Origin of the sequence: Paenibacillus sp. FSL R7-0048 (assembly GCF_038004505.1) — a bacterium.
Lineage (GTDB): Bacteria > Bacillota > Bacilli > Paenibacillales > Paenibacillaceae > Paenibacillus_AQ > Paenibacillus_AQ odorifer.
In genome coordinates, this window is the sequence record NZ_JBBORF010000001.1 from 445,209 (window position 1) to 467,093 (window position 21,885).

At 46.6% G+C, this 21,885-nt stretch carries 20 protein-coding genes and 1 riboswitch; of the genes, 10 read left to right on the forward strand and 10 right to left on the reverse strand.

Annotation, left to right across the window (positions count from 1 at the left end):
* The first annotated feature begins 16 nt into the window (after positions 1-16).
* From NSQ91_RS01950 to NSQ91_RS01960, 3 genes are all read left to right on the forward strand, one after another.
* A complete protein-coding gene (locus tag NSQ91_RS01950; protein WP_076304308.1) occupies positions 17-1,765 on the forward strand; it encodes a hypothetical protein in 1,749 nt (582 codons plus the stop codon).
* Positions 1,766-2,098: 333 nt separating this feature from the next.
* Complete coding sequence (locus NSQ91_RS01955; protein WP_076124651.1) at positions 2,099-2,707, forward strand: RNA polymerase sigma factor; 609 nt, start codon at positions 2,099-2,101, stop codon at positions 2,705-2,707.
* Positions 2,668-3,630: a hypothetical protein gene (locus tag NSQ91_RS01960; protein WP_076304309.1), complete on the forward strand. Its 963-nt coding sequence runs from the start codon at positions 2,668-2,670 to the stop codon at positions 3,628-3,630. Before NSQ91_RS01955 ends, NSQ91_RS01960 begins: the two co-directional genes overlap by 40 nt.
* A gap of 365 nt (positions 3,631-3,995) precedes the next feature.
* On the opposite strand, the gene odhB is transcribed toward NSQ91_RS01960, so the two are convergent.
* Complete coding sequence (gene odhB / locus NSQ91_RS01965) at positions 3,996-5,282, reverse strand: 2-oxoglutarate dehydrogenase complex dihydrolipoyllysine-residue succinyltransferase (RefSeq protein WP_076219722.1); 1,287 nt, start codon at positions 5,280-5,282, stop codon at positions 3,996-3,998.
* A 52-nt stretch (positions 5,283-5,334) separates the two neighbouring features.
* Positions 5,335-8,202, reverse strand: a complete 2,868-nt coding sequence (locus NSQ91_RS01970) for a 2-oxoglutarate dehydrogenase E1 component (protein WP_076185640.1) — start codon at positions 8,200-8,202, stop codon at positions 5,335-5,337.
* A gap of 470 nt (positions 8,203-8,672) precedes the next feature.
* Positions 8,673-8,757, forward strand: a riboswitch (cyclic di-GMP riboswitch).
* Between the two features lie 27 nt (positions 8,758-8,784).
* On the opposite strand from NSQ91_RS01970, the gene NSQ91_RS01975 reads away from it, so the two are divergent.
* The gene (locus NSQ91_RS01975) at positions 8,785-8,940 is read left to right on the forward strand and encodes an anti-repressor SinI family protein (protein ID WP_232061118.1); all 156 of its coding nucleotides are present in this window, start codon (positions 8,785-8,787) and stop codon (positions 8,938-8,940) included.
* A gap of 107 nt (positions 8,941-9,047) precedes the next feature.
* Here the strand turns inward: NSQ91_RS01975 and NSQ91_RS01980 are convergent, their stop codons facing one another.
* The 8 genes from NSQ91_RS01980 to NSQ91_RS02015 form a co-directional block, all read right to left on the reverse strand.
* On the reverse strand, positions 9,048-9,377 hold the full coding sequence (locus tag NSQ91_RS01980) for a helix-turn-helix domain-containing protein (RefSeq protein WP_036682795.1): 330 nt from the start codon (positions 9,375-9,377) through the stop codon (positions 9,048-9,050).
* A 169-nt stretch (positions 9,378-9,546) separates the two neighbouring features.
* On the reverse strand, positions 9,547-10,155 hold the full coding sequence (locus NSQ91_RS01985; RefSeq protein WP_036682781.1) for a TasA family protein: 609 nt from the start codon (positions 10,153-10,155) through the stop codon (positions 9,547-9,549).
* Positions 10,156-10,245: 90 nt separating this feature from the next.
* Positions 10,246-10,836, reverse strand: coding sequence for a signal peptidase I SipW (gene sipW, locus NSQ91_RS01990; RefSeq protein ID WP_076124645.1), 591 nt, complete (start codon positions 10,834-10,836; stop codon positions 10,246-10,248).
* 1 nt (position 10,837) lies between these two features.
* Positions 10,838-12,013, reverse strand: coding sequence for a hypothetical protein (locus tag NSQ91_RS01995; RefSeq protein ID WP_076304310.1), 1,176 nt, complete (start codon positions 12,011-12,013; stop codon positions 10,838-10,840).
* A 379-nt stretch (positions 12,014-12,392) separates the two neighbouring features.
* On the reverse strand, positions 12,393-13,370 hold the full coding sequence (locus NSQ91_RS02000; RefSeq protein ID WP_076304311.1) for an aldo/keto reductase: 978 nt from the start codon (positions 13,368-13,370) through the stop codon (positions 12,393-12,395).
* Positions 13,371-13,422: 52 nt separating this feature from the next.
* A complete protein-coding gene (locus NSQ91_RS02005) occupies positions 13,423-13,638 on the reverse strand; it encodes a hypothetical protein (RefSeq protein WP_076124640.1) in 216 nt (71 codons plus the stop codon).
* A gap of 90 nt (positions 13,639-13,728) precedes the next feature.
* Positions 13,729-14,295 (reverse strand): PadR family transcriptional regulator, encoded by a 567-nt coding sequence (locus NSQ91_RS02010; RefSeq protein ID WP_076124638.1) that lies wholly within the window; start codon positions 14,293-14,295, stop codon positions 13,729-13,731.
* A 5-nt stretch (positions 14,296-14,300) separates the two neighbouring features.
* A complete protein-coding gene (locus tag NSQ91_RS02015) occupies positions 14,301-15,821 on the reverse strand; it encodes an MDR family MFS transporter (RefSeq protein ID WP_036682771.1) in 1,521 nt (506 codons plus the stop codon).
* Positions 15,822-16,082: 261 nt separating this feature from the next.
* Between NSQ91_RS02015 and NSQ91_RS02020 the strand changes: the two genes are divergently transcribed.
* From NSQ91_RS02020 to NSQ91_RS02045, 6 genes are all read left to right on the forward strand, one after another.
* Entirely contained in the window at positions 16,083-16,430 is a 348-nt protein-coding gene (locus NSQ91_RS02020) for a metal-sensitive transcriptional regulator (RefSeq protein ID WP_076124636.1), read from the forward strand.
* A gap of 53 nt (positions 16,431-16,483) precedes the next feature.
* Positions 16,484-16,684, forward strand: coding sequence for a copper ion binding protein (locus NSQ91_RS02025; protein ID WP_076124634.1), 201 nt, complete (start codon positions 16,484-16,486; stop codon positions 16,682-16,684).
* A gap of 113 nt (positions 16,685-16,797) precedes the next feature.
* A complete protein-coding gene (locus NSQ91_RS02030) occupies positions 16,798-19,260 on the forward strand; it encodes a heavy metal translocating P-type ATPase (protein ID WP_076124633.1) in 2,463 nt (820 codons plus the stop codon).
* Positions 19,261-19,291: 31 nt separating this feature from the next.
* Entirely contained in the window at positions 19,292-20,044 is a 753-nt protein-coding gene (gene nfsA / locus NSQ91_RS02035; RefSeq protein ID WP_076304312.1) for an oxygen-insensitive NADPH nitroreductase, read from the forward strand.
* A 195-nt stretch (positions 20,045-20,239) separates the two neighbouring features.
* Positions 20,240-21,148, forward strand: coding sequence for an ABC transporter ATP-binding protein (locus tag NSQ91_RS02040; RefSeq protein WP_076124631.1), 909 nt, complete (start codon positions 20,240-20,242; stop codon positions 21,146-21,148).
* 2 nt (positions 21,149-21,150) lie between these two features.
* Positions 21,151-21,885 carry an ABC transporter permease gene (locus tag NSQ91_RS02045; protein ID WP_340916265.1) on the forward strand — a complete coding sequence of 245 codons (735 nt, stop codon included), beginning with the start codon at positions 21,151-21,153 and terminating at the stop codon, positions 21,883-21,885.

The following is a 21,885-nucleotide window of genomic DNA, read 5'->3' on the forward strand; positions in this document are numbered from 1 at the left end:
CATGGAGGGAAGTATAATGTACAAGCAACTGGTAGCCAGTAATGATAGAGCGGCAGTGGAGGGATTATCCCGGCAGGTGCTTGATCCGACGAGCCGCTATTATGGAGGGACAATAGATCCGGGTACTGGCGTTGCCTGGGTTAATCATACGACCGGCACACCAACCGATATGTGTTATTGGGGAGCGGCTCTGGTTAACCCGGATTCCGCATTCTACCGTGATGAGCTGCTGCTGGCCCGCCTGCTGCTGGCGACGGAGTTCGTGCTGCGTGCACAACATGAGGATGGCTCGATCTCTCCGGGCTGGACGAACTATCATTCTCCCCCGGATACAGCCTTTGTCATCGTCGGCTATGCTCAGCTATACCAACTGTTGGCGTCGCAGGATTGGGCGCCACTGCAACAGGTGCTTGATAATATGCTCTTGTTTCTTAAGCGAACTATTCCCGTCATGCTTACAGGGGGCTGTCACACGCCGAATCACCGTTGGGTATTGTGTGCAGCACTGGGATTTCTGCATGAACTGTTCGGACTGGAGGAGGCTGTCCAACGGGCGGAACAGTGGTTGGCGGAAGGGATGGATATTACACCTGATGGAGAATGGACGGAGCGCAGCAACGGTATTTATAGTGCGGTCAGCGACATCATGCTGATTCATGCCGCTCGTCTGCTGGATCGGCCGCAGTTGCTGGAGCCAGTTCGTCTGAATTTACACATGATGGTCTATTTGGTGCATCCTAAGGGCGAAGTTGTGACCGATTATTCTGGGCGCCAGGATCTGGGGAGCTTTCACGACCTGTCTCCATATTATTTACCGTACGCTATTCTGGCCCGTTCCGATAAGGAGCCATTGTTTGCGGGGATGGCCGAATGGGCAGGCAGAGCACTGGAAAATCCGGGGGTCTGCTCTGTCAACGTACTTGTACGTATGCTGCTGGAGCCGGAGCTTCAGCAACCTTTTGAAGATTCGGCAGCTCTGCCTGTAAAATATGAGAAAATACTGAACGGCGATTTTCCGCGACACGGCTATCTGCAGGATATGGAGAAGTCCGGCCATCAAGGGCGAATTTACCACAGCCGGCTGCATACTGATTTCGGAGCACCGGTTGCGCGCTACAGGGACGGGAACACTAGCGTGACCTTAATCACGGAGACGCCGTCTTTTTTTGCACTCCGTCACGGTGCCGTCAGGCTGCTTGCAGTGCAACTGGCTTCTTACTTTAATCCGGGCTATGTCCCGATGCAGAAAATGATCAAACTACCTGACGGATACCACCTGTCAGGAGAACAAAAGAAGGGTTATTACGGTCCTGTAGAAGGTGAACTGCTTCCGCAAACATCTGGGGAGCCAGTAAGCCCTTGGTATCTGTTACCGCATCAGAGCCGCGCACTTACGCATGAACAGACATTCCGCGTGGAGACGGAGGTTCAACGCACGGACAGAGGGTGGACCCTGCGATTGCATGCTGAGGAACCTACAGAGGTTATGACACAGCTGTCTTTTATTTTTGGACGGGAAGGATGTTTCACATCGGGTGAATTGCAGGCTGTCGGAGAGGACCATTATCTCTGGAACGGCGGTAACCTCCGCTATAGTTATGAAGAGGACTGGATTGAACTGACAGGGGGCGAGCTTGGCCATCTGGCGGCTACGGTGCGTGAGGCGAAGCTGCAGGATAACTGCAAGGCGGTGTTGGTCAATTTTATGACTCCGTTCGATAAGACGATTACGATCACTCTATCTCCTTCCATGATAAGAGAGTAACCTTTGCAACAATTTACAATTTACAATTTAGCAGAGGTTGACGTTACACCTCAGTCTTAGAATAATAAGCCTTATTAAAAAACCTTCCATTAGAAGCAAACCTGGAGTTATCAGGTCTAATGGGAGGTTTTGTTATGCATCTGCTAAGCATAGACTCACCAGATTTTAACCGTGCATAATGGTATAAGTAAGAAATCCGGGGACACCAGCAGTCAGTGATTCAAACATTCTCCGAAGCCGTGATTGTCAGCTTTTATAAAATTTCCTTTAGTTTGGTTTACATAGGCACTTTTTTCGGTGGTCAAGTGTTATAGAGATATAAAGGTTAAGGAGGTGCTTACATCGCCACAGGATTCGCTAGACTCGACAGAGTTGGAAGAGCTAATCGTTAGGATTCAAAAGGGAGATTCCGAGCAGTATGCTTTAATTGTCAGGTCATTCCAAAAGCCGATCTATCGATATTGCTATCGTTTGTTAGAAAACAAGCAGGATGCGGAGGACGCGGTTCAGGATATTTTGGTAAAGGGTTATCAATCTATCCGGCAATACAAAACGCAAATGCATTTCTCGGCATGGCTCTATCGTATCGCATATCATCATTGCTTAAATCTGCTGCGCAGGCGTCGTCTGCATAAGCAAGTCATGCGTATTTTTCGTCCGGAAGTACTGTCTGCAAGCCCTGAACAGGAGCTGGATGCTCGGTTGTACAGTCCTTCATTGTCTGCGGCTTTAGCGGGATTGTCGCTTGAGGAGAGAAACATGCTTATTCTGCGGGTGTTTGAGGAACAAACTTATGCAGAGATAAGTGAGATTCTAGGGGTCAGTCCCAATGCGCTAACTAAAAGAATGAATCGGATCAAGCTAAAGGTTCAGGAAGCTATGAAGTCGGAGGAGGAGATCACATGGAAAGAAACAAAATCAGCAATGAATACCAAGATATAATTTATGCCTCGGCGGGCAATGAACTTTTGGATGAGGTAGATGTAGAAGATAAGGTCATGGGGCGTATTACTGGCATAACAGGTCGAAAGCGATCGTTCTCGCTGAGGGTGATGAATAAAACAACGGCAGTGGCCAGTATGTTAACGCTGTTTCTGCTGATTTCTGTGACTGCGTATGCTGCGTCTGAATATATCCAAATCCGCAATAGTGAAGGAGTAGTGAAGGTCCAACATGTTGCGCCGACTGAATCTGCAGAAAATGCTTCTTATGATAAATATGCGCAGCAAGCAGAAAAGTTCGCTAAACCGGGTGAATTGATCGCTTATCTTGTGAAAAATAAAGCAGGTGCAGCAGGCTTGGCGACAGAATTGCAGTTTAAGTATAAAGAGCAGCGGATAGATGCGTATTCTGATTTTTTAAAAGAAATCAAAAGAACAGGGGCGCCAATGCTTCCCGAAACGGCAGCGGGGTACGCTTTTAAATATAGTGTAATCCATCCTAATTCTCCGACTACGGATACAGCTAAGGGAAGTTCTCTGTATAAGGAAACATTAAATGATCTTACCGCTCAGGCAAATAAGGATAAGGGGACCCGCAATTTGTTTATGAAGGCTATACCGTGGTCCGAGCCAGGGGGGCTAAGTGTAACTTATTCGAAGAACAATGCTTTTATAGGGATCTCAGCAACGCTCATGCATGGGGGCAAGGTTTTCGTGGAACAAACGCCTGAGAATCAAGCTAATAAGCTCACAGTCGCAGGCACAGAAGTTATCTATAACAAGGTAGTAAGGGAAGAAGTCAGCTATGATTATCTAAATTGGTATAACGAGAAGCAGGATGCGTATTATACACTCACCAGCTATGGAGATACGATTTTGACCCAGGAGCAATTTTTACAGCTGGCTGAGGAGCTATTGAAGTAGAGTTTTGAAGTTTGAAGTTTGAAGTTTGAAGTTTGAAGTTAGTAGTTAGTAGGTGCATGCGCTAAGTTAGTTGTATTATGTGCAATTAAAGTTCACCAATAGCTGTATATAGGCCCTTTAGTTGTACTTGATGCAGCTATTACTGGTTAGATTAGTGGAAATAGACGTTTTTACGGATTTTAGTTGTAGAGAATGCAATTAGAGAAGAGGCTATGAGCGGATCAGAAATAAATAAGTGTATAAAATACAGTTAAATCGTATGCAGGGAAGGCAGCAATTGGATCCAGATATAAAAGAAGGTATCCCCAAAGCGAGAGCTGTAGGGATACCTTCTTTATATTCTTAAGTCGAAAAGTTGACCAGCGTTAGCCTTCTAGCAGTAGTGCTTCCGGATCTTCCAGCAATTCCTTCACTTTGACCAGGAAGCTTACCGCTTCAGAGCCGTCAACGATCCGGTGATCATAGGAAAGGGCGATGTACATCATTGGACGGTTTACGGTTCTTTCTTCGTCCAGCGCGATCGGACGCAATTGGATCTTATGCATCCCTAGAATACCCACCTGTGGTGTATTCAGAATCGGTGTCGATAACAAGGAGCCGAATACGCCACCGTTGGTGATGGTGAATGTTCCGCCTTGCAGCTCGGAGAGGCTGAGCGTATTGGCACGTGCTTTGGAAGCGAGCTCGCCAATCTGGCGCTCGATTTCCGGGAAGCTGAGCCGATCCGCATCACGGACTACGGGAACTACAAGTCCTTCTTTCGCTGCAACAGCAATACCGATGTCGTAGAATTTCTTAACGACCAGATCTTCACCGTCGATTTCGGCGTTTAGCAGTGGATAGGTTTTAAGCGCACCGATCACGGCTTTGGTGAAGAAGGACATGAAGCCTAGTCCAACTTCATGTTTTTCTTTAAATGCATCCTTGCGGCGCTTGCGGATGTCGAGGATCGCTGTCATGTCCACCTCGTTGAAGGTGGTAAGCATGGCCGCGGTCTGCTGCGCTTCGACCAAGCGGCTGGCAATCGTGAGCCGTCTGCGCGACATGCGCTTGCGCTCCACGTTTTTGCCCTCGTCCGGCGTGGCTTTGCCCGCTGCCGGCTTCGCTGGCTCCGGCTTGCCTTGCGGCGCCGGAGCTACCGGTGCAGCGGCCTGCGGCGCTGCTGCACCATGACCGGACACATCGGCCTGACCAATCCGGCCGATAGGATCACGGGCGCTAACCTCGCCGAGGTCGATGCCGCGCTCCCGTGCCAGCTTGCGTGCGCCCGGCGATGCCAAGGCAGCGTGGCTGTCGCCACCTGCTGCAGGCACTTCGGGCGCAGCTACAGGCGCGGCGGCTGCTACTGCGTTGCCGCCTGCCGGAGCCGCTTTAGGCGCTTCGGCTTCGCTTTCAGCGGCCCGCGGCGTACTGCCGCTTGCGGCTCCAATGATGCCGATGGCTTCGCCAACGGCTACGTTCTCGCCCGCTTGACGCAGGATGGTGGAGATGACACCCTCCACCTCTGCACTAATTTCCAGATTGACTTTATCCGTTTCCAGCTCAGCAAGCACATCGCCTTGACCTACCGTGTCGCCTTCTTTAACCAGCCATTTGTAGATGGTTCCTTCGGATATGGATTCTCCCAGATCGGGTACTAAGATTTCTGACACAGGCCGTTTCCTCCCCAAACATAATGGTTTACGCTATTGTGATACCGTCCTCTTAAGAGGACGGTACAGCCGCTTGTACGTTCGAATTTGATTTTAGGGCTTCTGTTACAATTCTACGTTGTTCGAAGCTATGCACATCTGCATAACCACTGGCCGGGCTGGAACGTTCCGGACGGCCGATATATCTTACGCCGGCATTTTTCGGTGCGATGGCGCGTAACCGAGGCTCACTATAGCTCCAGCCGCCCATATTTTTCGGCTCTTCTTGCACCCAGACAATTTCCTGAAGGGAGCTGAAGGAGTTTAAATGTTCGCTTAGCTCCTGTTCCGGGAACGGATAAAGCTGCTCTAGGCGAAGAACATGCAGCCATGACCAATCCTTATCCGGTGCTGCTTCCAGTTCTGTTTGGATGTCGATAGCGACTTTACCGCTGCAGACTACGAGCCGTTTAACTTCACTTGGTTTCTGGCCAAGCAAAGATTCAGCTAATACAGGCTTGAATTGTCCTGAAGCCAGCTCGGTTCCGGCAGAAGTGCTGCGCGTATTCCGAATGAGACTTTTCGGCGTCATAATGACTAGCGGTCTAGCATCTTCCTGCCCGCATAACGCTGCTTGGCGCCGCAGCAGATGGAAATATTGCGAAGCGGTAGTCAGGTTAGCGACCGTCCAGTTCTCCTCAGCGGATAGCTGCAAGAACCGTTCCAGCCTACCGCTGGAGTGCTCAGGTCCCTGTCCTTCGTAGCCATGCGGCAGCATGATGACGAGATTGCTGCGCTGTGTCCATTTGGCGCGTCCAGCGGCAATGAACTGGTCAAAAATAACCTGACCCGCATTGGCGAAATCACCATACTGTGCTTCCCAGATTACGAAGGTTTCCGGTGCAAACACATTATAACCATATTCAAAGCCTAATACTGATGCCTCTGACAATGGACTGTTGTATACGCCAAAGGAGGCACGGGAATCGCTTAGCTGATGCAGCGGAGAGAATAAATCTCCTGTTTTACTGTCGTGCAGCACCAGATGGCGATGTGCGAAGGTTCCGCGCTGGGCATCTTGACCGCTCAGTCGGATGGGCGTTCCATTTTTCAGAATGGTAGCGAAGGCTAATGTTTCAGCTAGTGCCCAGTCGACCTTTTCACCCTCATTCAGTGCATCTTTACGACGTTGTAAAATGCGCTCCAGCTTCGGATAAACCTGGAATCCAGCAGGAACCGTCAACAGTTCACGATTGATCTCCTGCAGGCTGGAGATGGATACCGCTGTAGTGTTTGCCGCTGCGCGGTCCGTTTGTAGAGGAATGAAGGCTTTGGGTTCTTTTTTCTTATGATTGCCTTCCTTCATAGTATCGTACGCACGCTGCAATACGCTTTCTGCTTCAGCATTCATCTTTTGTACGTCTTCGGCGGTAAGAACCTTTTCGTTTTTCAGTCTCTCTGCATAAACCTTGTAGACGGTTGGATGATTGCGAACCTTGCCGTAGACAATAGGTTGTGTGGTTTCAGGATCATCCATTTCGTTGTGACCATGACGGCGGTAGCCGATGAGATCAATTACGAAATCTTTTTTGAATTGATGGCGGTATGCGCTAGCTAAACGTACAGCTGCTACGCAGGCCTCTGGGTCATCAGCGTTGACATGGACTATTGGGATTTCATACCCTTTGGCGATGTCACTCGCATAATGCGTAGAACGGGAATCTTCACTTTCAGTCGTAAAACCAATTCGGTTATTAACAATGATATGGATCGTCCCACCATTTTGATAACCTTGAAGTTTGCCGATATTAAGCGTTTCTGCAACAATTCCTTCACCTGGAAAAGCAGCATCGCCATGCATCAGCACCGCCATAGCTTTACTGGTATCAATCTTCGGCAGTCCTGCAGTGCTCCGATCTTCTTGTGCGGCACGAGTGAAACCTTCCACGACAGGATTGACGAATTCCAAGTGACTTGGGTTATTCGCTAGTGTTATTCTTGTGCGTACGGTTTCTCCTTCACGGACAGCACGGTCTGCACCGAGATGGTATTTCACATCACCTGTCCAACCATAGTTAATGCCTGTGGAGCCTTCGGAAGGGAAAAGCTCCTTGTTCGGAGAATGATGAAACTCTGAAAATATGATATCATAAGGTTTGCCCAAAATATGTGCAAGAACGTTGAGGCGGCCGCGATGCGCCATGCCCATCAAAATATGCTCCGCACCGTCATGTGCAGCAGCACGTACGATTTCATCTAACATCGGCACAAGAGCATCATTGCCTTCAAGACTGAAACGCTTCTGACCTACAAAAGTCTTGTGGAGGAAGGTTTCAAATTGCTCTACCTGAATCAGGCGGTTCAGGAGCTCTTTGCGTTCTGTATTATTTAGGGGTGCTGGTGAGCTGGTGGATTCTGCCTGTCTATTTAGCCATTGCAGTTCTTTTTCTTCATGCACATGCCCGAATTCATAGGCGATAGTCTTGGTGTATGCCTGACGCATACGTTGCACGGCATCCCATCCGGTATGCACATCATTCGGCGCATTTTCCCATATAAGCGTGGCAGGCAGTGCGATCAGGTCTTCGCGGGTCAGCCCATAGGTTTCAAGCTCAAGATATTTTGCCATGGGATTCTGATCGCGTACCAGCGGATCAATTTCAGCGGCCATATGGCCATATATACGAATATTGGCGATTAGCTTGGAAGCTCTTACTGCTTTTCTAAGCCATTCGGTGTCTCCCGAGATGCGCGGCTGAGGAGCCGGTTCGCTATCCGGAGTTAGGGGAGGAGGTCCCGAATTTGTAAAAAGCTCGCGATAATTATTTTCTACGGTGGAGGGATCTTTCACAAACTGTTCATATCTTTCTTGAATGTAGCCTAAATTGGGTCCGTAATACTTACTCCAAATGGATTCGTTATAGGGCTCTTTGGCTGCCATGAATACATCCTCCTTAACGGATGAACTCCATACGTGACATTTTGTGTCAACGCTTACTGGAGCTGTGATGATTGCGGTTTCATTTCTCATCTTATTGTGCTACTTTCGGCCACTGTAATCAATTCATTCTTTCGTCCAATACGTTCGCAAAATGGTATGGGTTAGCTTGTTCTAATGAAAAGAAGGGTGTTTCTTCTCATTACCCATTCTAAAGGCCTATTAAAATGATTCTATTATCCTTATTTTTAACTATTAGGTCAGTAAATATTTATTTTGCTAGTACAATTTATTTTATGTAACGGACGAGTATCGTGATAATCGGACAAGATCTTTGAAAAAAAATCTTTTATTTTTCGTTTTTAAAATAGAAAGTAACCAGGAATCGACACACTTTTCCGCTTTCTTTTTGTATAATGTTATTGCAGATAGTAATTTTATAGTTTTTTAAGCAGATCCTTTCGTGAAAAGGGTCCAGTAAAAGGTAAACTTGCCGAAAGGCAGGGGCACAAAGTCGCGGGTCTAAGGTAGAGATACTATGACAGCCGGATTGCCTGGGGACGTAAAATCTTAGGGGGAGATTTTTTGGAAAAGTCCAACCAGGGTAGCAACAGAGAACAGCAGTTTATTGATCTGGATCAAGAGTGGGTACATTTATTATTAGCAGCTAAGAAGGCTGGCATTAAGGCAGATGAAATCCGCCAGTTCTTTCATGAGAAAACTGTGCAGATCGTGCAGTAATACATTAGAGGGGTTACATATCGAAAAAGGGCACAGCGGTTCTTCGCTGTGTCCTTTTTCGATATGATTTAGTAGAAGAGAGGATCGTACCAGATTAGTAGGAAGTATTAATCCTTTTGATCGAGCTTCCATTTCTGATAGTCCAGAAATTCTTTGAATTCGCGTTTGCTAATGCCTGAGTCCATAGCTTCCTGCACCAATCGGAACCATTCCGAATCTAAATGTGATTCCTCTGCATCATTGGGTTCTCCATAGAGTAGGGCATGAATGGATACCTGAAGCGCGTCAGCGATTTTTTCGATAAACTGGATGGATGGATTGGATTGGATGTTTCTCTCCACGTTGCTAAGATACGACTTAGCCACATCTGCTCTGTCCGCAAGCTCAGATAGGGAGAAACCCTTGTCTAGGCGGAGCTGCTGGATACGTTGGCCCATATTCTGTGGCACTATGCTGACGCCCCTCCGTAATTTTTGTTATTAGTATAGCAAATATCAATAAATCGGACAAAGTTTATTGTAAAGAGAAGAGCAGCAATCTGCTTATCCGTGGCCGGATTCAGGATCTGCTGCTCTTCGAGTATTTTATTAAATTACTTTATTGATCTTAGTAGTCTTTTTTCGCACCTTGTTTAGCTACGAAATCCCAAGTCAGTGTTAAGCTATCGCCTTGGAAAATATTTTGATCTTGGTTATTTTCCACAAATTCGAATTGGACGGAGAAGCTGTCGTTGGTACCGGCTTTAATACCGGATGCTTCGGTAAAGAGTTGATCCCAACCTGTATTTTTTACGAGATCCGGATGCTGACTTTTTAAAGCAGCAAGTGTAGTCTCATAAACTACATTTTCAGGAGAGACGATAGGTACTCCTTTATCATTATTTCTAAGGAATTTAACTTTAATGAACTCGGCTAAATCCAGGTAGTTATCTCCTTTAGCATCCGTGATTTGAGTCGATGTATTCAGAATAATAGATCCGATATCGAGCGAACCATCGTTTTTCAATTTGAAGGATTTAGTTACCGTATCACCTGGTTTCAGGTTAGGAATATTAACGATGACAGAAGGGTCGGAGTTCAGATCGAGCGTGCCCGCTGCGAATGTAGCTGTGCTTTGCGCAGTGTCGCTAAAGTATGCGAAGGTTCCTCCGCCGATTAATGATAAACCCAGTGCTGCAGATGCTACGCCAAGACCCAATGTTTTCTTGATACCCATAATAAAATTCCTCCTCAAATTTGTGTTTGAATTTTTTATAAAATTTATATATTGTATCTTCCGGTTCGTAAGCGGAAGTGGACAATCAACTTAGGGCTGTGTTTCTGTTGGGGGCGGTGAGGCTGGCAGTAGGGCAGCATTTTTCTTTTCTAATGCAGCTACAGCCTTCCAAGAGGTATACAGAGCATAGAGCAGAAGCATCAAGCCAGGCACGATCATGAGGACTACACTTCCAGCTTTGGAAACCGCGAAATTCATAGCGTAACCGACATAGGGTACAGTGACCCCGGTATACTGAGCTACAACATTCACAGAACTGGTAGGGTTCATGTCGGGCGCGTCGTTGTTATCGCCTTTAGTGCGATAAACAGCTTCACCAGTAGCGTTATTGACGGTCGCTTCTACAATCCGGTGAGTAATGAGCAGATTATCTTCATTCCTAAAGGTGATGACATCGCCTGGTTTGAAACGATTCATATCCCCTCCGGGTTTTAATGCGACAATTGAGCCTGTCTGAATTCCTGGTTCCATCGATCCTGAGAGTACGGTTTTGATCTCATATCCGAAGAAAGCAGGTTCACCGCCGGAGGCCTTGGATAACACTACGGCTGCCACCAGCAGAATAAAGATCACAAGCATTAAGCTCGATAGGGTATTATTGATAATTTTTTTAATTCGCATCTTATTCTCCACCTTTCTCAGGTTGAGGGTCCGAAGGAGCTTGGGTTGCTACCGGCGGGGTAGTCGTACTGTCTTCCGCCTTTGGCGTCTCTTGTGGAGCCTCTTGCTGAGGGACATCTTTTGGAATTGTGAGCTCTTCGCCAATTTCCGGCTTAACCGGGTCAGTGGCTGGGGCTTCAGGTTGTTCTTTATTTGGGGCTTCCGGAGCAGCTTCACCTGATGTTGGAGGGGTTGCCTCAGCTTTCGCTTTATCCTCGGCTTCTTGTTGCTTTTTCTCCTCAGCCAAACGTTCTTCTTCTTTTTTCGCTTCTTCTTCTTTCTTTGCTTGCTCTTCTTCTAGCCGAGCTTTTTCAAGCTCTTCTAGTTTTTGCTCGCGAGTCTGACTGATCAATTGGAGTTTATCTTGAAGGGTAGTGATACCTGAGGTTGCCGATTCTTTAAGGTTAGTCAATTCGGTATTTAGAGCTTCATAAGATGAGGTGAGGTCGCTAGAGATCACGCCGTCTGGTTGAGTGAAGGTAATCAGGAATGGCAGTGGCTGTGGGAACTCTCCTTCGCGTAATTCAAGTTGTCCATAAACATCGCTGGTAACTACCGAAGCGAATGGAAGACCGACATCGTGTATGGAGGTTAGGTAACTAATAACTCCATTTAAGGAAGCATTCAAGGATTCCGAGATCACACCGCTTTGATTCAGGCTGCTTTGTAAATCTCTGAAAAATTGCTCGTCCTTGATTTCTAGACAGTTGGAATCTAGAGAAGTCATATATCCTCCTATCTGGAAGAGTAAGGCTGCTGCTGCACTTAGCTCATTGTGGATTTGATTCCAAATTTGGCTGTTAGCCGCCAGTTGCTCGTTAACGCTATCTATTTGGGATTGAAGCGCCGCTATTTGCGAAGAAATCTCTTCTGCAGCGACATCAAGCTCTTCCAGCGACATCCCTTCTATTCCCGAAACGTCCGAGTAGTTAGCTGATGAGGAAAAGGGCTGTAGTGATTCTTTTAAAGTGAGCGCTCGATTAACATGCTCTTTGAACTCTGTAAGCAGTGCCTTGATCGAATTCGGAAATACTTCGCAAAAGCTAATCGTGCTAGTGGTTTGCGTAGCAGCTCCAAAGCCTCCATAGGTACCACCAACTTGCTGCGAGGTATATAGAAATAAGACGGAGACAGCCATTCCTGATTGCAGTATACGTAATCCGATTTTCCTGTTTCTTCTAGGTCTTCTCCTTGCTGATCTGGGTCTCAGAGGAATACCTCCCCTCAATGTCTGTTTCTTTGGTTCGTTATTATCGTTCTTTATTAAGAACAACTTCTGTAATGAATCATACATGGAATAAATCAAAAAGAAAACTGCCAATAACGCGCATTTGTACTCTATAAAGAACGAAAATGATAATTTATCTCTAAATAACTCCATATATCGCTCGATTACTAAATATATTCGCAATAAAGAACGATAAGTTAGAGTGATTCGCAAAAAAATACCCGGCTCGCAGTAGTAACGCGAGCCGGGCATAAGCGGAGTAATGAAGTTGAGAATATAAATGTATATGTTACGGAAGTTTTGAACCGCGTGAACTAACATACAGGTCATACCATTCTTTACGGCTAAGCTCCAGCTTGTCCGCATTGGCACAGGCAGTAATACGCTTCGGATTCACAGTTCCAATAACAGGCTGAATGGCAGCTGGATGTGTCATTAGCCAAGCCAGTACAATGGCTTCAGGTGTTGTTCCTTTTTCATCTGCGAGCTGTTGGACCATAGCTGCTGTTTGGACGATATTCTCCGGTTGATCCTCTAATGAACGCCCGCTAAATAGACCTTGGGCGAGTGGCCCCCAAGCTTGAAGCTGAATGTTCTCCATTCGACAATGTTCAAGGGTTCCCTCAGGGAAGATAATATCCTTCCAGGGTTCACGATTTACACTGATTCCAGCATCCACCCAGCTGATCTTAGCCAAGCTCATATGCAGCTGGTTTACGATAAAAGGTTCATCGCAATAAGTCTGCAGCAGCTTGATCTGAGCGGCGCTCATATTGGAAACCCCGAAATGACGAACCTTACCAGCGGCCTTCAGTTGATGTAATGCGGAGGCTACTTCCTCGGGATCCATTAAGGGATCAGGTCTATGCAGTAGAAGAATATCAATGTATTCGGTCCCAAGTCGTGACAATATTCCATCTACACTGTTCAGAATATGTTGGCCAGAGAAATCAAACGTATTAGTGCTGTCTCCAGGTTCCATTAGCTTAATTCCACATTTAGATTGAATTATGATTTCTTCACGTAGTCTTGGACGATCCTTAAAAATCTGACCGAATACCTTCTCCGCCTTCCCACGAGTATAGATATCTGCATGATCAAACATGTTGATGCCGATGGAAAGGGCGGCATCAACCGCTTCATGTCCCTGTTTAACATTCTCCGCAGTAATCGGCTCATGGTCCCAGTCACCGCCTAGCCCCATGCAGCCTAAAGCAATGCGGCTTGCGGGAATCCCGCGCTTGTTTAAAGGTAACGCTTTCAACAATGTGATTCCTCCTTGGAAATTATGATTGCGTACTTGTAGATATTGTACACTCTCAGAAGCCCGTATGGTATTTTTTGTCGCTGGAAGAGCGGTGTTTGGTCTCCTCTTTGTTCTTTTCCTCTTGCTTTTCCAGCGTTAAATCTTCCATCGGAATCGGGTCTACATTCTGCTCACTTTCATGAAGATCAAATAGACTTTCTTTCTCTGTTGGATATTGTTCCGGGTGATCCCGTTTGCCACTATTCAGCTGATGTTTTTCTCGGGTCATTTTTACCGCCTCGCCTTCCTTTGAGATTTAATGGATATTGTGCTCGTTAATAAACGTATTTTGACTCCCTTAAACAGAAAAAAGAGGCCATTAGGCCTCTAAATTCAACGGTGTCCCTACGTCTTTTAGCTTGCGTGCTACAACATCATCGTATAGGCGCTGCAGCCATTTCAGCTCAGTCAGGGTGTGCTCATATGTACCGTACATTAGATGCAGGGCAGAACGAGGCACGATGGAGATATGCTCCTCGTATACCTGATAAGCCAGATTAACCTGATGTTCTGTTTCCCGGAGGCGTTCCTCGAGCAGCTTCTCAACCTTGCTCTGATCGATATGACGGGACATAGCCAGGGCCATATACATCGGATGATAGAAGGGTTCGTTTTTCTTAATTTGTTGCAGGATAAGCTGTTCGAATAAAGCTTTACCTTGCTCCGTTATGGCATAGATTGTTTTGTCCGGCCGATCACTGCTGCGGATGATCTCTAAAGCTTCTATATAACCATCTTGTGCAAGCTTATCCACAGCATAATAGAGTGATCCCATTTGCAGCTTGGTGATCCGGTCCATGGAACGTTCCTTCATCACTAATGTGATTTCATAGGGATGCATGTTCCGCTCCAGCAGTAAACCTAAAATGGCTAATTTCATGGACATAATGGTTACCTTTTGCCCTCAGACGCCTGAACAGCTTTAGCAGGAATGGTAAGACGGTCTTTTGGCATGAGCAGTACAAAGACTAGACCGAGCACTGCAGGAATCAAGGCCCACATAAAGGTTTGTGCAATAGAGGTGGATAACGCACTTGATATTTTTTCTAATATTTCAGCAGGGATCTTCGCTCTTGCTTCAGGTGTTAACGCAGCGCGTGGATCTCCGAAAGCTGCTGACTGTTCACTACCGCCAAAAGCATCGCTTAGACTGTTAGTAAAGCTATTCCGCTGAATAATCCCGAAGATCGTAATTCCCAGCGTCATTCCAAGGGAGCGCATGAAGGTACTGGTCGATGTTGCCGATCCCCGTTGGCGCATATCGAAATTATGGATAGCTGCCATACTCAGCACGGAGAAGGAAAAGCCTACGCCGAACCCAGTCAGAGCCATAAATACATTAAGCATGAGGCGGGAGGTATCTGGTGATAAAGTGCTTAGGCTGTAGACCCCTGCGACAAAGCAGACTGCGGATAGGATCATAATGTTGCGGAAGCTGGTTTTTGTTGTAAGCAGCCCCCCGGTCTGACTGCCAACGACCGTACCGATCATCATCGGCATAAGGATCAGCCCTGAGTTCGTAGCTGAGCCGCCAAATACACCCTGCACAAAGATAGGAATGTAAATAGTAGCTACGATAAAAGCAGAGCCATAAAATAGGCTGGTCACGCTGCTTGTTGCAAACAACCGTTTGCGGAACATAGCGAACGAGATCACAGGTTCAGCAGCTACTCTCTCAATAAGGATAAACGCCAGCAAGAGAACAGCAAAACCTACGAATAAGCCAAGGATGGCACTGGAATCCCAAGCATATTGATTACCACCAAGTTCCAGAGCGAACATTAGGCAGATAATCGCGCCAACCAGAGTGAAGGCTCCGCCCCAGTCAATGCGCTGTTTAGCGTGGGAGATCGACTCCTTATAAGAAGTTGCAATCAGGAACAGTGCAATAATTCCTAGCGGCAGGTTAATGTAGAATACCCACTGCCAACCAACATAGTCGGTAATATAGGCACCGAGTAAAGGTCCAAGTACACTGGAGATTCCGAAGACGGCTCCAAAGAGACCGGTCAATTTCCCTCTTTTTTCAGGCGGGTAAATGTCGAAAACGATGGTGAAGGCGATTGGCATTAGTGCACCGCCGCCGATCCCTTGAATGGCACGGTAAATACTGAGCTGTGTGATACTGGTGGCAGTACCGCACAGAGCCGAGCCAATCAGGAATACAATCAATCCGAAAATGAAGAAACGCTTACGTCCATACATATCAGAGAGCTTGCCGAAGATAGGGGTTCCGGCCATTACCATTACCATGTAAGCCGAGGTGACCCATACGATTTTATCCAGACCGCCAAGATCTGAGACTATCGTTCCCATAGCTGAAGCTACAATGGTATTGTCCATTGCGGACATAAGAATCCCAAGCAGCAGGCCAACCACTACGAGTTTAAGATTACTTTCTTTAGTATGCATGCTTCGCAGCTCCTTTTTCTTAATAGTGATAGTGATAGTTCTGTTCGAAAAATGTTCATAATTAGAAGCAAAATTTATTATATTCAAATTTGAATAGGGAGGCAATAGTTTTTTTAAAAAAATAGAGATGTATAGCCAACCGTAGAAGAATACGGCGGTAATATAGGGACAAACTACCCGTGGAGATCATCTGTGGATGAATTAGGAATGCCTCTTGACATACCCTACGGGGGTATATTATAACCAAGGAGGCTGATTCTTATGTCTACTGCCAAGAAAGAGCAAGCTGCAGAATCCTGCGACATAAATTGTCATTCTTCATCATCAGGAGAACGAAAAAGTCATCATTCGGCAGAATTCAAGAATAACTTGAATACGCGCCTCAACCGGATTGAAGGCCAGATCCGCGGGGTAAAGGGTATGATTGAACGGGATACCTATTGTGATGATGTACTCAACCAGCTCGCAGCGGTACAGGCGGCGTTAAATGGTGTCGGTAAGATGCTGTTAGAAGGACATATGAAAAGTTGCATTGTTGAGCGAATCGAAGCTGGCGAACATGAGGTTATCGACGAGCTCCTAATTACGGTTAACAAATTAATGAAATAATAAGCTAATGCTTCTAGAGCATAGCTTCACAACATTTATTGGAGGTTATATTAATGTCAAACGCTACATTAAACGTTGAAGGAATGTCTTGTGGTCACTGTGTTAACTCCGTAGAGAAAGCCGTAGGCAATCTTGGAGCCACAGCTAAAGTTGATCTTGCTGCTAAGAAAGTTTCCGTCGAGTATGATGAGAACAAAGTAAGCCTTGGTGCGATTAAAGAAGCAATTGTAGATCAAGGGTATGACGTAGTTTAATTTGAAGCACAGTAATAAGGCTTGGAGTGATATGGGGAAGCTACCCAAAGCTCCAATGCCTTTTCTTTTAGAAATTATCATACCCTATAGGGGTATGTGGAGGCGTGGAAATCATGGATAAAACCAAAACAACAGCTTCACCAAACGAACAGCAGGCAACTGTACAGATTACAGGCATGACCTGTTCCGCTTGTGCGACCCGAATTGAGAAGGGTTTGTCCCGAATGGACGGCGTATCTCGTGCGAATGTGAATCTAGCCTTGGAACAGGCTACAGTTGGATTTGATCCGACAGTATCAGGGTTGCCACAAATTGAGGATAAAATCCGTTCTCTTGGTTATGACACTATTAAAGAATCTGCGGATTTTGATATATCGGGGATGACCTGTGCTGCGTGTTCCTCACGGATTGAAAAAGTGTTGAGCCGTACACCGGGTATAGCAGCAGTTAATGTGAATTTAGCGCTGGAAACAGCACATGTAGAATATACACCCGGTAATATCAGTCCAAGGGAGATCATGGAGAAGGTAAGCAGTATCGGCTATAAAGCTTCTCTTAAAGAAGACCGCAAGGATCATGTGGATCGTCGTGGAAAAGAAATTCAGCATAAAAAGTGGAAATGGATCATTTCTGCAATTCTTTCGTTCCCATTGTTATGGGCGATGGCTGGTCATTTCTCCTTCACCGGCTGGATTCCAACACCGGATATATTTATGAATCCTTGGTTCCAGCTTGTACTGGCTACCCCTGTGCAATTTATCATCGGTTGGCAGTTCTACGTCGGTGCTTATAAAGCCCTTCGTAACCGGAGTGCCAATATGGATGTGTTGGTCGTATTAGGGACGTCGGCAGCTTATTTCTACAGTCTTTATCTGACCATTGATTCCTTAAGCATGAAGGGAATGAATCATACTGTAGAAATGTATTATGAGACGAGTGCTGTACTCATTACACTTATCCTTGTCGGTAAATGGTTTGAGGCGCTGGCGAAAGGCCGTTCCTCTGACGCAATCAAAAGCTTAATGGGTCTTCAGGCAAAAACCGCCCTCGTAATTCGGGATGGGCAAGAAATGAATATCCCGACAGATGAAGTTATTCCTGGTGATATTGTATTGGTGAAGCCCGGAACAAAGGTACCTGTGGATGGCGAAGTTGTCGAGGGGTCTTCTTCTGTGGATGAGTCGATGTTGACCGGAGAAAGTATTCCTGTGGAGAAAAAAGCAGGGGATACCGTGATCGGTGCCACTATGAATAAGAACGGTATCTTGAGAATCAAAGCCAATAAAGTGGGTCGCGACACTGCGCTGGCTCAAATTATCCGAGTAGTGGAGGAAGCTCAAGGCTCCAAAGCTCCGATTCAGCGGATTGCCGATGTAATCTCAGGGATTTTTGTGCCGATTGTTGTGGGTATTGCCGTAATAACTTTTCTGATCTGGTATTTCTGGGCAGCCCCTGGCCAGTTCGCTGATGCCCTCGAAAAAGCCATTGCAGTGCTCGTAATCGCTTGTCCATGTGCGCTAGGTCTGGCAACGCCAACCTCCATTATGGCAGGATCGGGCCGGGCAGCAGAGCTTGGAATTCTCTTCAAAGGTGGGGAGCATTTAGAGGGAGCGCAAGGGATTCAGACCGTTGTACTAGATAAAACAGGTACAGTGACGAATGGTAAACCCGTGCTTACCGATGTTGTGACTACTACTGGAATTGCAGCTTATGGAAAAGAAAACGCGGAAAACCGATTGTTAGCTTTAACTGCAGCTGCTGAAAAGCTATCTGAGCATCCACTTGCGGAAGCTATTGTTGCTGGCGCTGCTGATAGAGGTTTGGCTTTGCCTACTGCTGAGCAGTTTGATAATGTGCCCGGACGTGGAATTATGGCCGTTGTCTCCGATCAGCAGGTTATGGTAGGCACGCGGCGGATGATGGAAGATCATCAGCTTGATATCACAGAATGGACTCCAATTATGAAGAAGCTGGAGGAGTCGGGGAAGACAGCTATGCTAGTAGCGGTAGAGAGTGAAATCGCTGGGATTGTGGCCGTTGCTGATACGATTAAACCGACCTCAAAAGCGGCTGTAGCCGCGCTCCATGATATGGGTATTGAAGTCGTAATGATCACTGGTGACAATAAAATTACAGCTGAGGCTATTGCGAAGCAGGCAGGGATCGAAAAAGTGTTAGCAGAGGTTCTGCCAGAGGGCAAAGCCGAAGAGGTTCGCAAGCTACAGCAAAATGGGACTAAGGTTGCCATGGTTGGGGATGGGATCAACGATGCTCCGGCACTGGCTACTGCCGATACGGGTATGGCGATTGGGACAGGAACGGATATAGCTATGGAAGCAGCAGATATTACGCTGATGCGCGGGGATTTGAAGAGTATTCCTGATGCGATTATGATGAGCCGCAAAACGATGAGAAATATTAAACAAAATTTGTTCTGGGCGCTTGCTTACAATACAATAGGAATACCGATTGCTGCACTTGGGTTTCTAGCCCCATGGCTGGCAGGAGCTGCGATGGCATTTAGCTCCGTGTCTGTTGTTTTGAATGCACTTCGGCTACAGCGGGTAAAGCTGTAATATCACTATCACTATTTAGGGAGTGGCCACAGTGCAAGTAAATAACGATACAATTTCTCTGTTAATGAAACATGCATCTGTCCGCAAGTTTCAGGATAAGCCAGTAAGTGAAGATCAGCTTAGCGCTATTATTGGAGCAGCTCAGATGGCTTCAACCTCAAGTAATGTTCAGGCTTATAGTGTTATTGCAGTTACTGACCCGGCACTAAAGACGGAGCTTGCGGGACTAGCGGGCAATCAGGCTTATATAGAACAATGCCCAGTATTTTTGGTCTGGTGCGCTGATCTGTATCGGCTGCGCGAGGTGACGAAACCTCATTTGCAGGGAGAGACTTCTTATGAAGATTCTGCTGAGAACCTGATTGTAGCTACCGTTGATGTTGCGCTTGCTGCACAGAATGCTGCAGTGGCTGCGGAATCACTAGGACTTGGAATTGTATATATCGGTGGAATCCGTAACCGGATCGCGGAGGTATCGGAATTGCTGGGACTGCCTGAATTGGTCTATCCGATATTCGGGATGTGTGTAGGTTATCCTGACGGAGCTTCGGGCCTGCGTCCGCGGCTTCCACTAGAGGCTGTTCTGCATCGTAATCGCTACAATGCGGAAACCACTGTGGAGCAGGTCAAAACTTACGATAAAGTCTCCTCAGACTATATGCGTGAGCGGACCCACGGCGCCAAAGACACCCCTTGGTCGGCCATTATGGCGGAGCGATTGTCACAGCCAGCACGGCTGCATATGAAGGAGTTTCTGCTGGAAAAAGGATTCCTTCGGAGGTAACTAAACTTGCTTCACCTAAAGAGGCTGCCTTATTAGTAGTTTATTCTACTGATAGGGCAGCCTCTTTTTTTTATTCGAAGCCAGGAAGGTGACAGTTGTCATCTTAAAGAAATGACAGTCCATACTAATGTCATGTCTTCTTTTTCCATATGATTGAAATAGATCAAACGCATTCGGAAGCGGAGGGATTACGTTATGGATAATATTATAGAAATGCACGGGGTCAGCAAAATATATAAGGATAAAAAGGCCGTAGATAATATCAGCTTTAACATTGCTAAAGGTTCGATTACAGCTATTCTGGGACCGAACGGAGCGGGTAAAACAACGGCATTAGGCATGCTGCTGGGGCTAATAGAGCCTACCGAGGGTACAGTGGAGTTGTTCGGTCATCATCCGAAGGATAAAGCAGTACGTGAAAAGACTGGAGCGATGCTGCAGGAGGTAAGTGTAATGGATCGGCTAAAGGTGCGGGAGATCATTGATCTGATCCGCAGCTATTATCCAAAGCCTATGGATATGGAGTTTCTAATTAAGGCTACTGGACTTGCGCCAGCCGATTTGAATAGATACGCCGAGAAGCTCTCGGGCGGTCAAAAGCGTAGTTTGGGCTTTGCGCTCGCCCTCGCGGGTAATCCGGAGCTGATCTTTTTCGATGAACCTACAGTCGGACTTGATATTACTTCCCGGCGGCGGTTCTGGGAAACGGTTCGTGGACTTGCGGAGCAAGGAAAAACGATTGTGTTCACGACCCATTATTTGCAGGAAGCAGAAGATATTGCGGATCGTATTCTATTATTCAGTAAAGGCCACTTAGTTGCGGACGGAAGTCCAGATGAGATTAAATCGCGGATTGTGAAGCGTTCCGTGTCCTTCCTGCCTGTGGGTGATCGCTCGCAATTGCGCAGAAACCTGCTAGACCTAGCTGCTATAGAGGATTGTTATGAAAAAGATGGCCGCATTCACGTGACCACAGAGGATACAGATGAGGCGCTTAAAGCGATTTTTGTGGCTGGACTTCCTGTGAAAGATGTTCGAATTGATCAGGGACGTTTGGATGAGGCTTTTGAACAATTGACCATGAACCAAGAGGAGGCTGTCTAACCATGAGACTAATAACTGTACAGTGTAAAGCGGAAATGCTGCGGATCATCCGTAATCCCTATTATGTGTTCTGGTCTTTGCTCATGCCCATCATGTTCTATTTCATCTTCACCCGGGTGGTCAATACAGGTAGCGATGACCTAACATGGCGTGCTCATTATTTAATGTCTATGGCGACCTTCAGTGTAATGGGCTCAGCCATTATGACGCTTGGCATCCGGTTGGTGCAAGAACGAACACAAGGCTGGACCACCTTTATTCGGATTACACCGCTGCCGGGATCGATCTATTTTTTCGGAAAAATGTTCGGACAGACGATGATGCATCTGTTTTCGGTCATTTGTATTTTTATCGCAGGCTATTTAATCAATGGCGTCTCTTTATCCGCAGGTCAATGGGTGCTTAGCGGGCTGTGGATCCTGATCGGTTCTCTACCATTTTTAGCGATTGGTACGCTTGTAGGTGCTATGAAACGGGTGGATACAGCCAGTGGAGTCAGCAACGTGATTTATATGGCTCTTGCTGTAGCAGGAGGCATGTGGATGCCGATTGAGATACTGCCACGATTAATGCAGCGGATTGGTCATTGGTTTCCTTCCTATAACTATGGGAATGGAGCCTGGGAGATCGTTCGTGGATCAGCTCCGACGTGGAGTAATGTCTTGATTTTACTCGGATATTTGGTAGTTTTTATGTTACTATCGGTCTATATTCGAAAAAAACAGGAAGCGGTGTGA

Excerpts from the sequence above, each read along its gene's own strand:
- NSQ91_RS01985 (WP_036682781.1), bottom strand. The coding sequence starts at position 10,155 with ATGGGTATCAAGAAAACATTGGGTCTTGGCGTAGCATCTGCAGCACTG.
- NSQ91_RS02045 (WP_340916265.1), top strand. The coding sequence starts at position 21,151 with ATGAGACTAATAACTGTACAGTGTAAAGCGGAAATGCTGCGGATCATC.
- NSQ91_RS02030 (WP_076124633.1), top strand. The coding sequence starts at position 16,798 with ATGGATAAAACCAAAACAACAGCTTCACCAAACGAACAGCAGGCAACT.
- NSQ91_RS02015 (WP_036682771.1), bottom strand. The coding sequence starts at position 15,821 with ATGCATACTAAAGAAAGTAATCTTAAACTCGTAGTGGTTGGCCTGCTG.
- NSQ91_RS01960 (WP_076304309.1), top strand. The coding sequence starts at position 2,668 with ATGGAAAGAAACAAAATCAGCAATGAATACCAAGATATAATTTATGCC.
- NSQ91_RS02010 (WP_076124638.1), bottom strand. The coding sequence starts at position 14,295 with ATGTCCATGAAATTAGCCATTTTAGGTTTACTGCTGGAGCGGAACATG.
- NSQ91_RS02025 (WP_076124634.1), top strand. The coding sequence starts at position 16,484 with ATGTCAAACGCTACATTAAACGTTGAAGGAATGTCTTGTGGTCACTGT.
- NSQ91_RS02005 (WP_076124640.1), bottom strand. The coding sequence starts at position 13,638 with ATGACCCGAGAAAAACATCAGCTGAATAGTGGCAAACGGGATCACCCG.
- NSQ91_RS02040 (WP_076124631.1), top strand. The coding sequence starts at position 20,240 with ATGGATAATATTATAGAAATGCACGGGGTCAGCAAAATATATAAGGAT.
- NSQ91_RS01950 (WP_076304308.1), top strand. The coding sequence starts at position 17 with ATGTACAAGCAACTGGTAGCCAGTAATGATAGAGCGGCAGTGGAGGGA.
- NSQ91_RS01970 (WP_076185640.1), bottom strand. The coding sequence starts at position 8,202 with ATGGCAGCCAAAGAGCCCTATAACGAATCCATTTGGAGTAAGTATTAC.
- NSQ91_RS01995 (WP_076304310.1), bottom strand. The coding sequence starts at position 12,013 with ATGGCTGTCTCCGTCTTATTTCTATATACCTCGCAGCAAGTTGGTGGT.
- NSQ91_RS01980 (WP_036682795.1), bottom strand. The coding sequence starts at position 9,377 with ATGGGCCAACGTATCCAGCAGCTCCGCCTAGACAAGGGTTTCTCCCTA.
- NSQ91_RS02020 (WP_076124636.1), top strand. The coding sequence starts at position 16,083 with ATGTCTACTGCCAAGAAAGAGCAAGCTGCAGAATCCTGCGACATAAAT.
- sipW (WP_076124645.1), bottom strand. The coding sequence starts at position 10,836 with ATGCGAATTAAAAAAATTATCAATAATACCCTATCGAGCTTAATGCTT.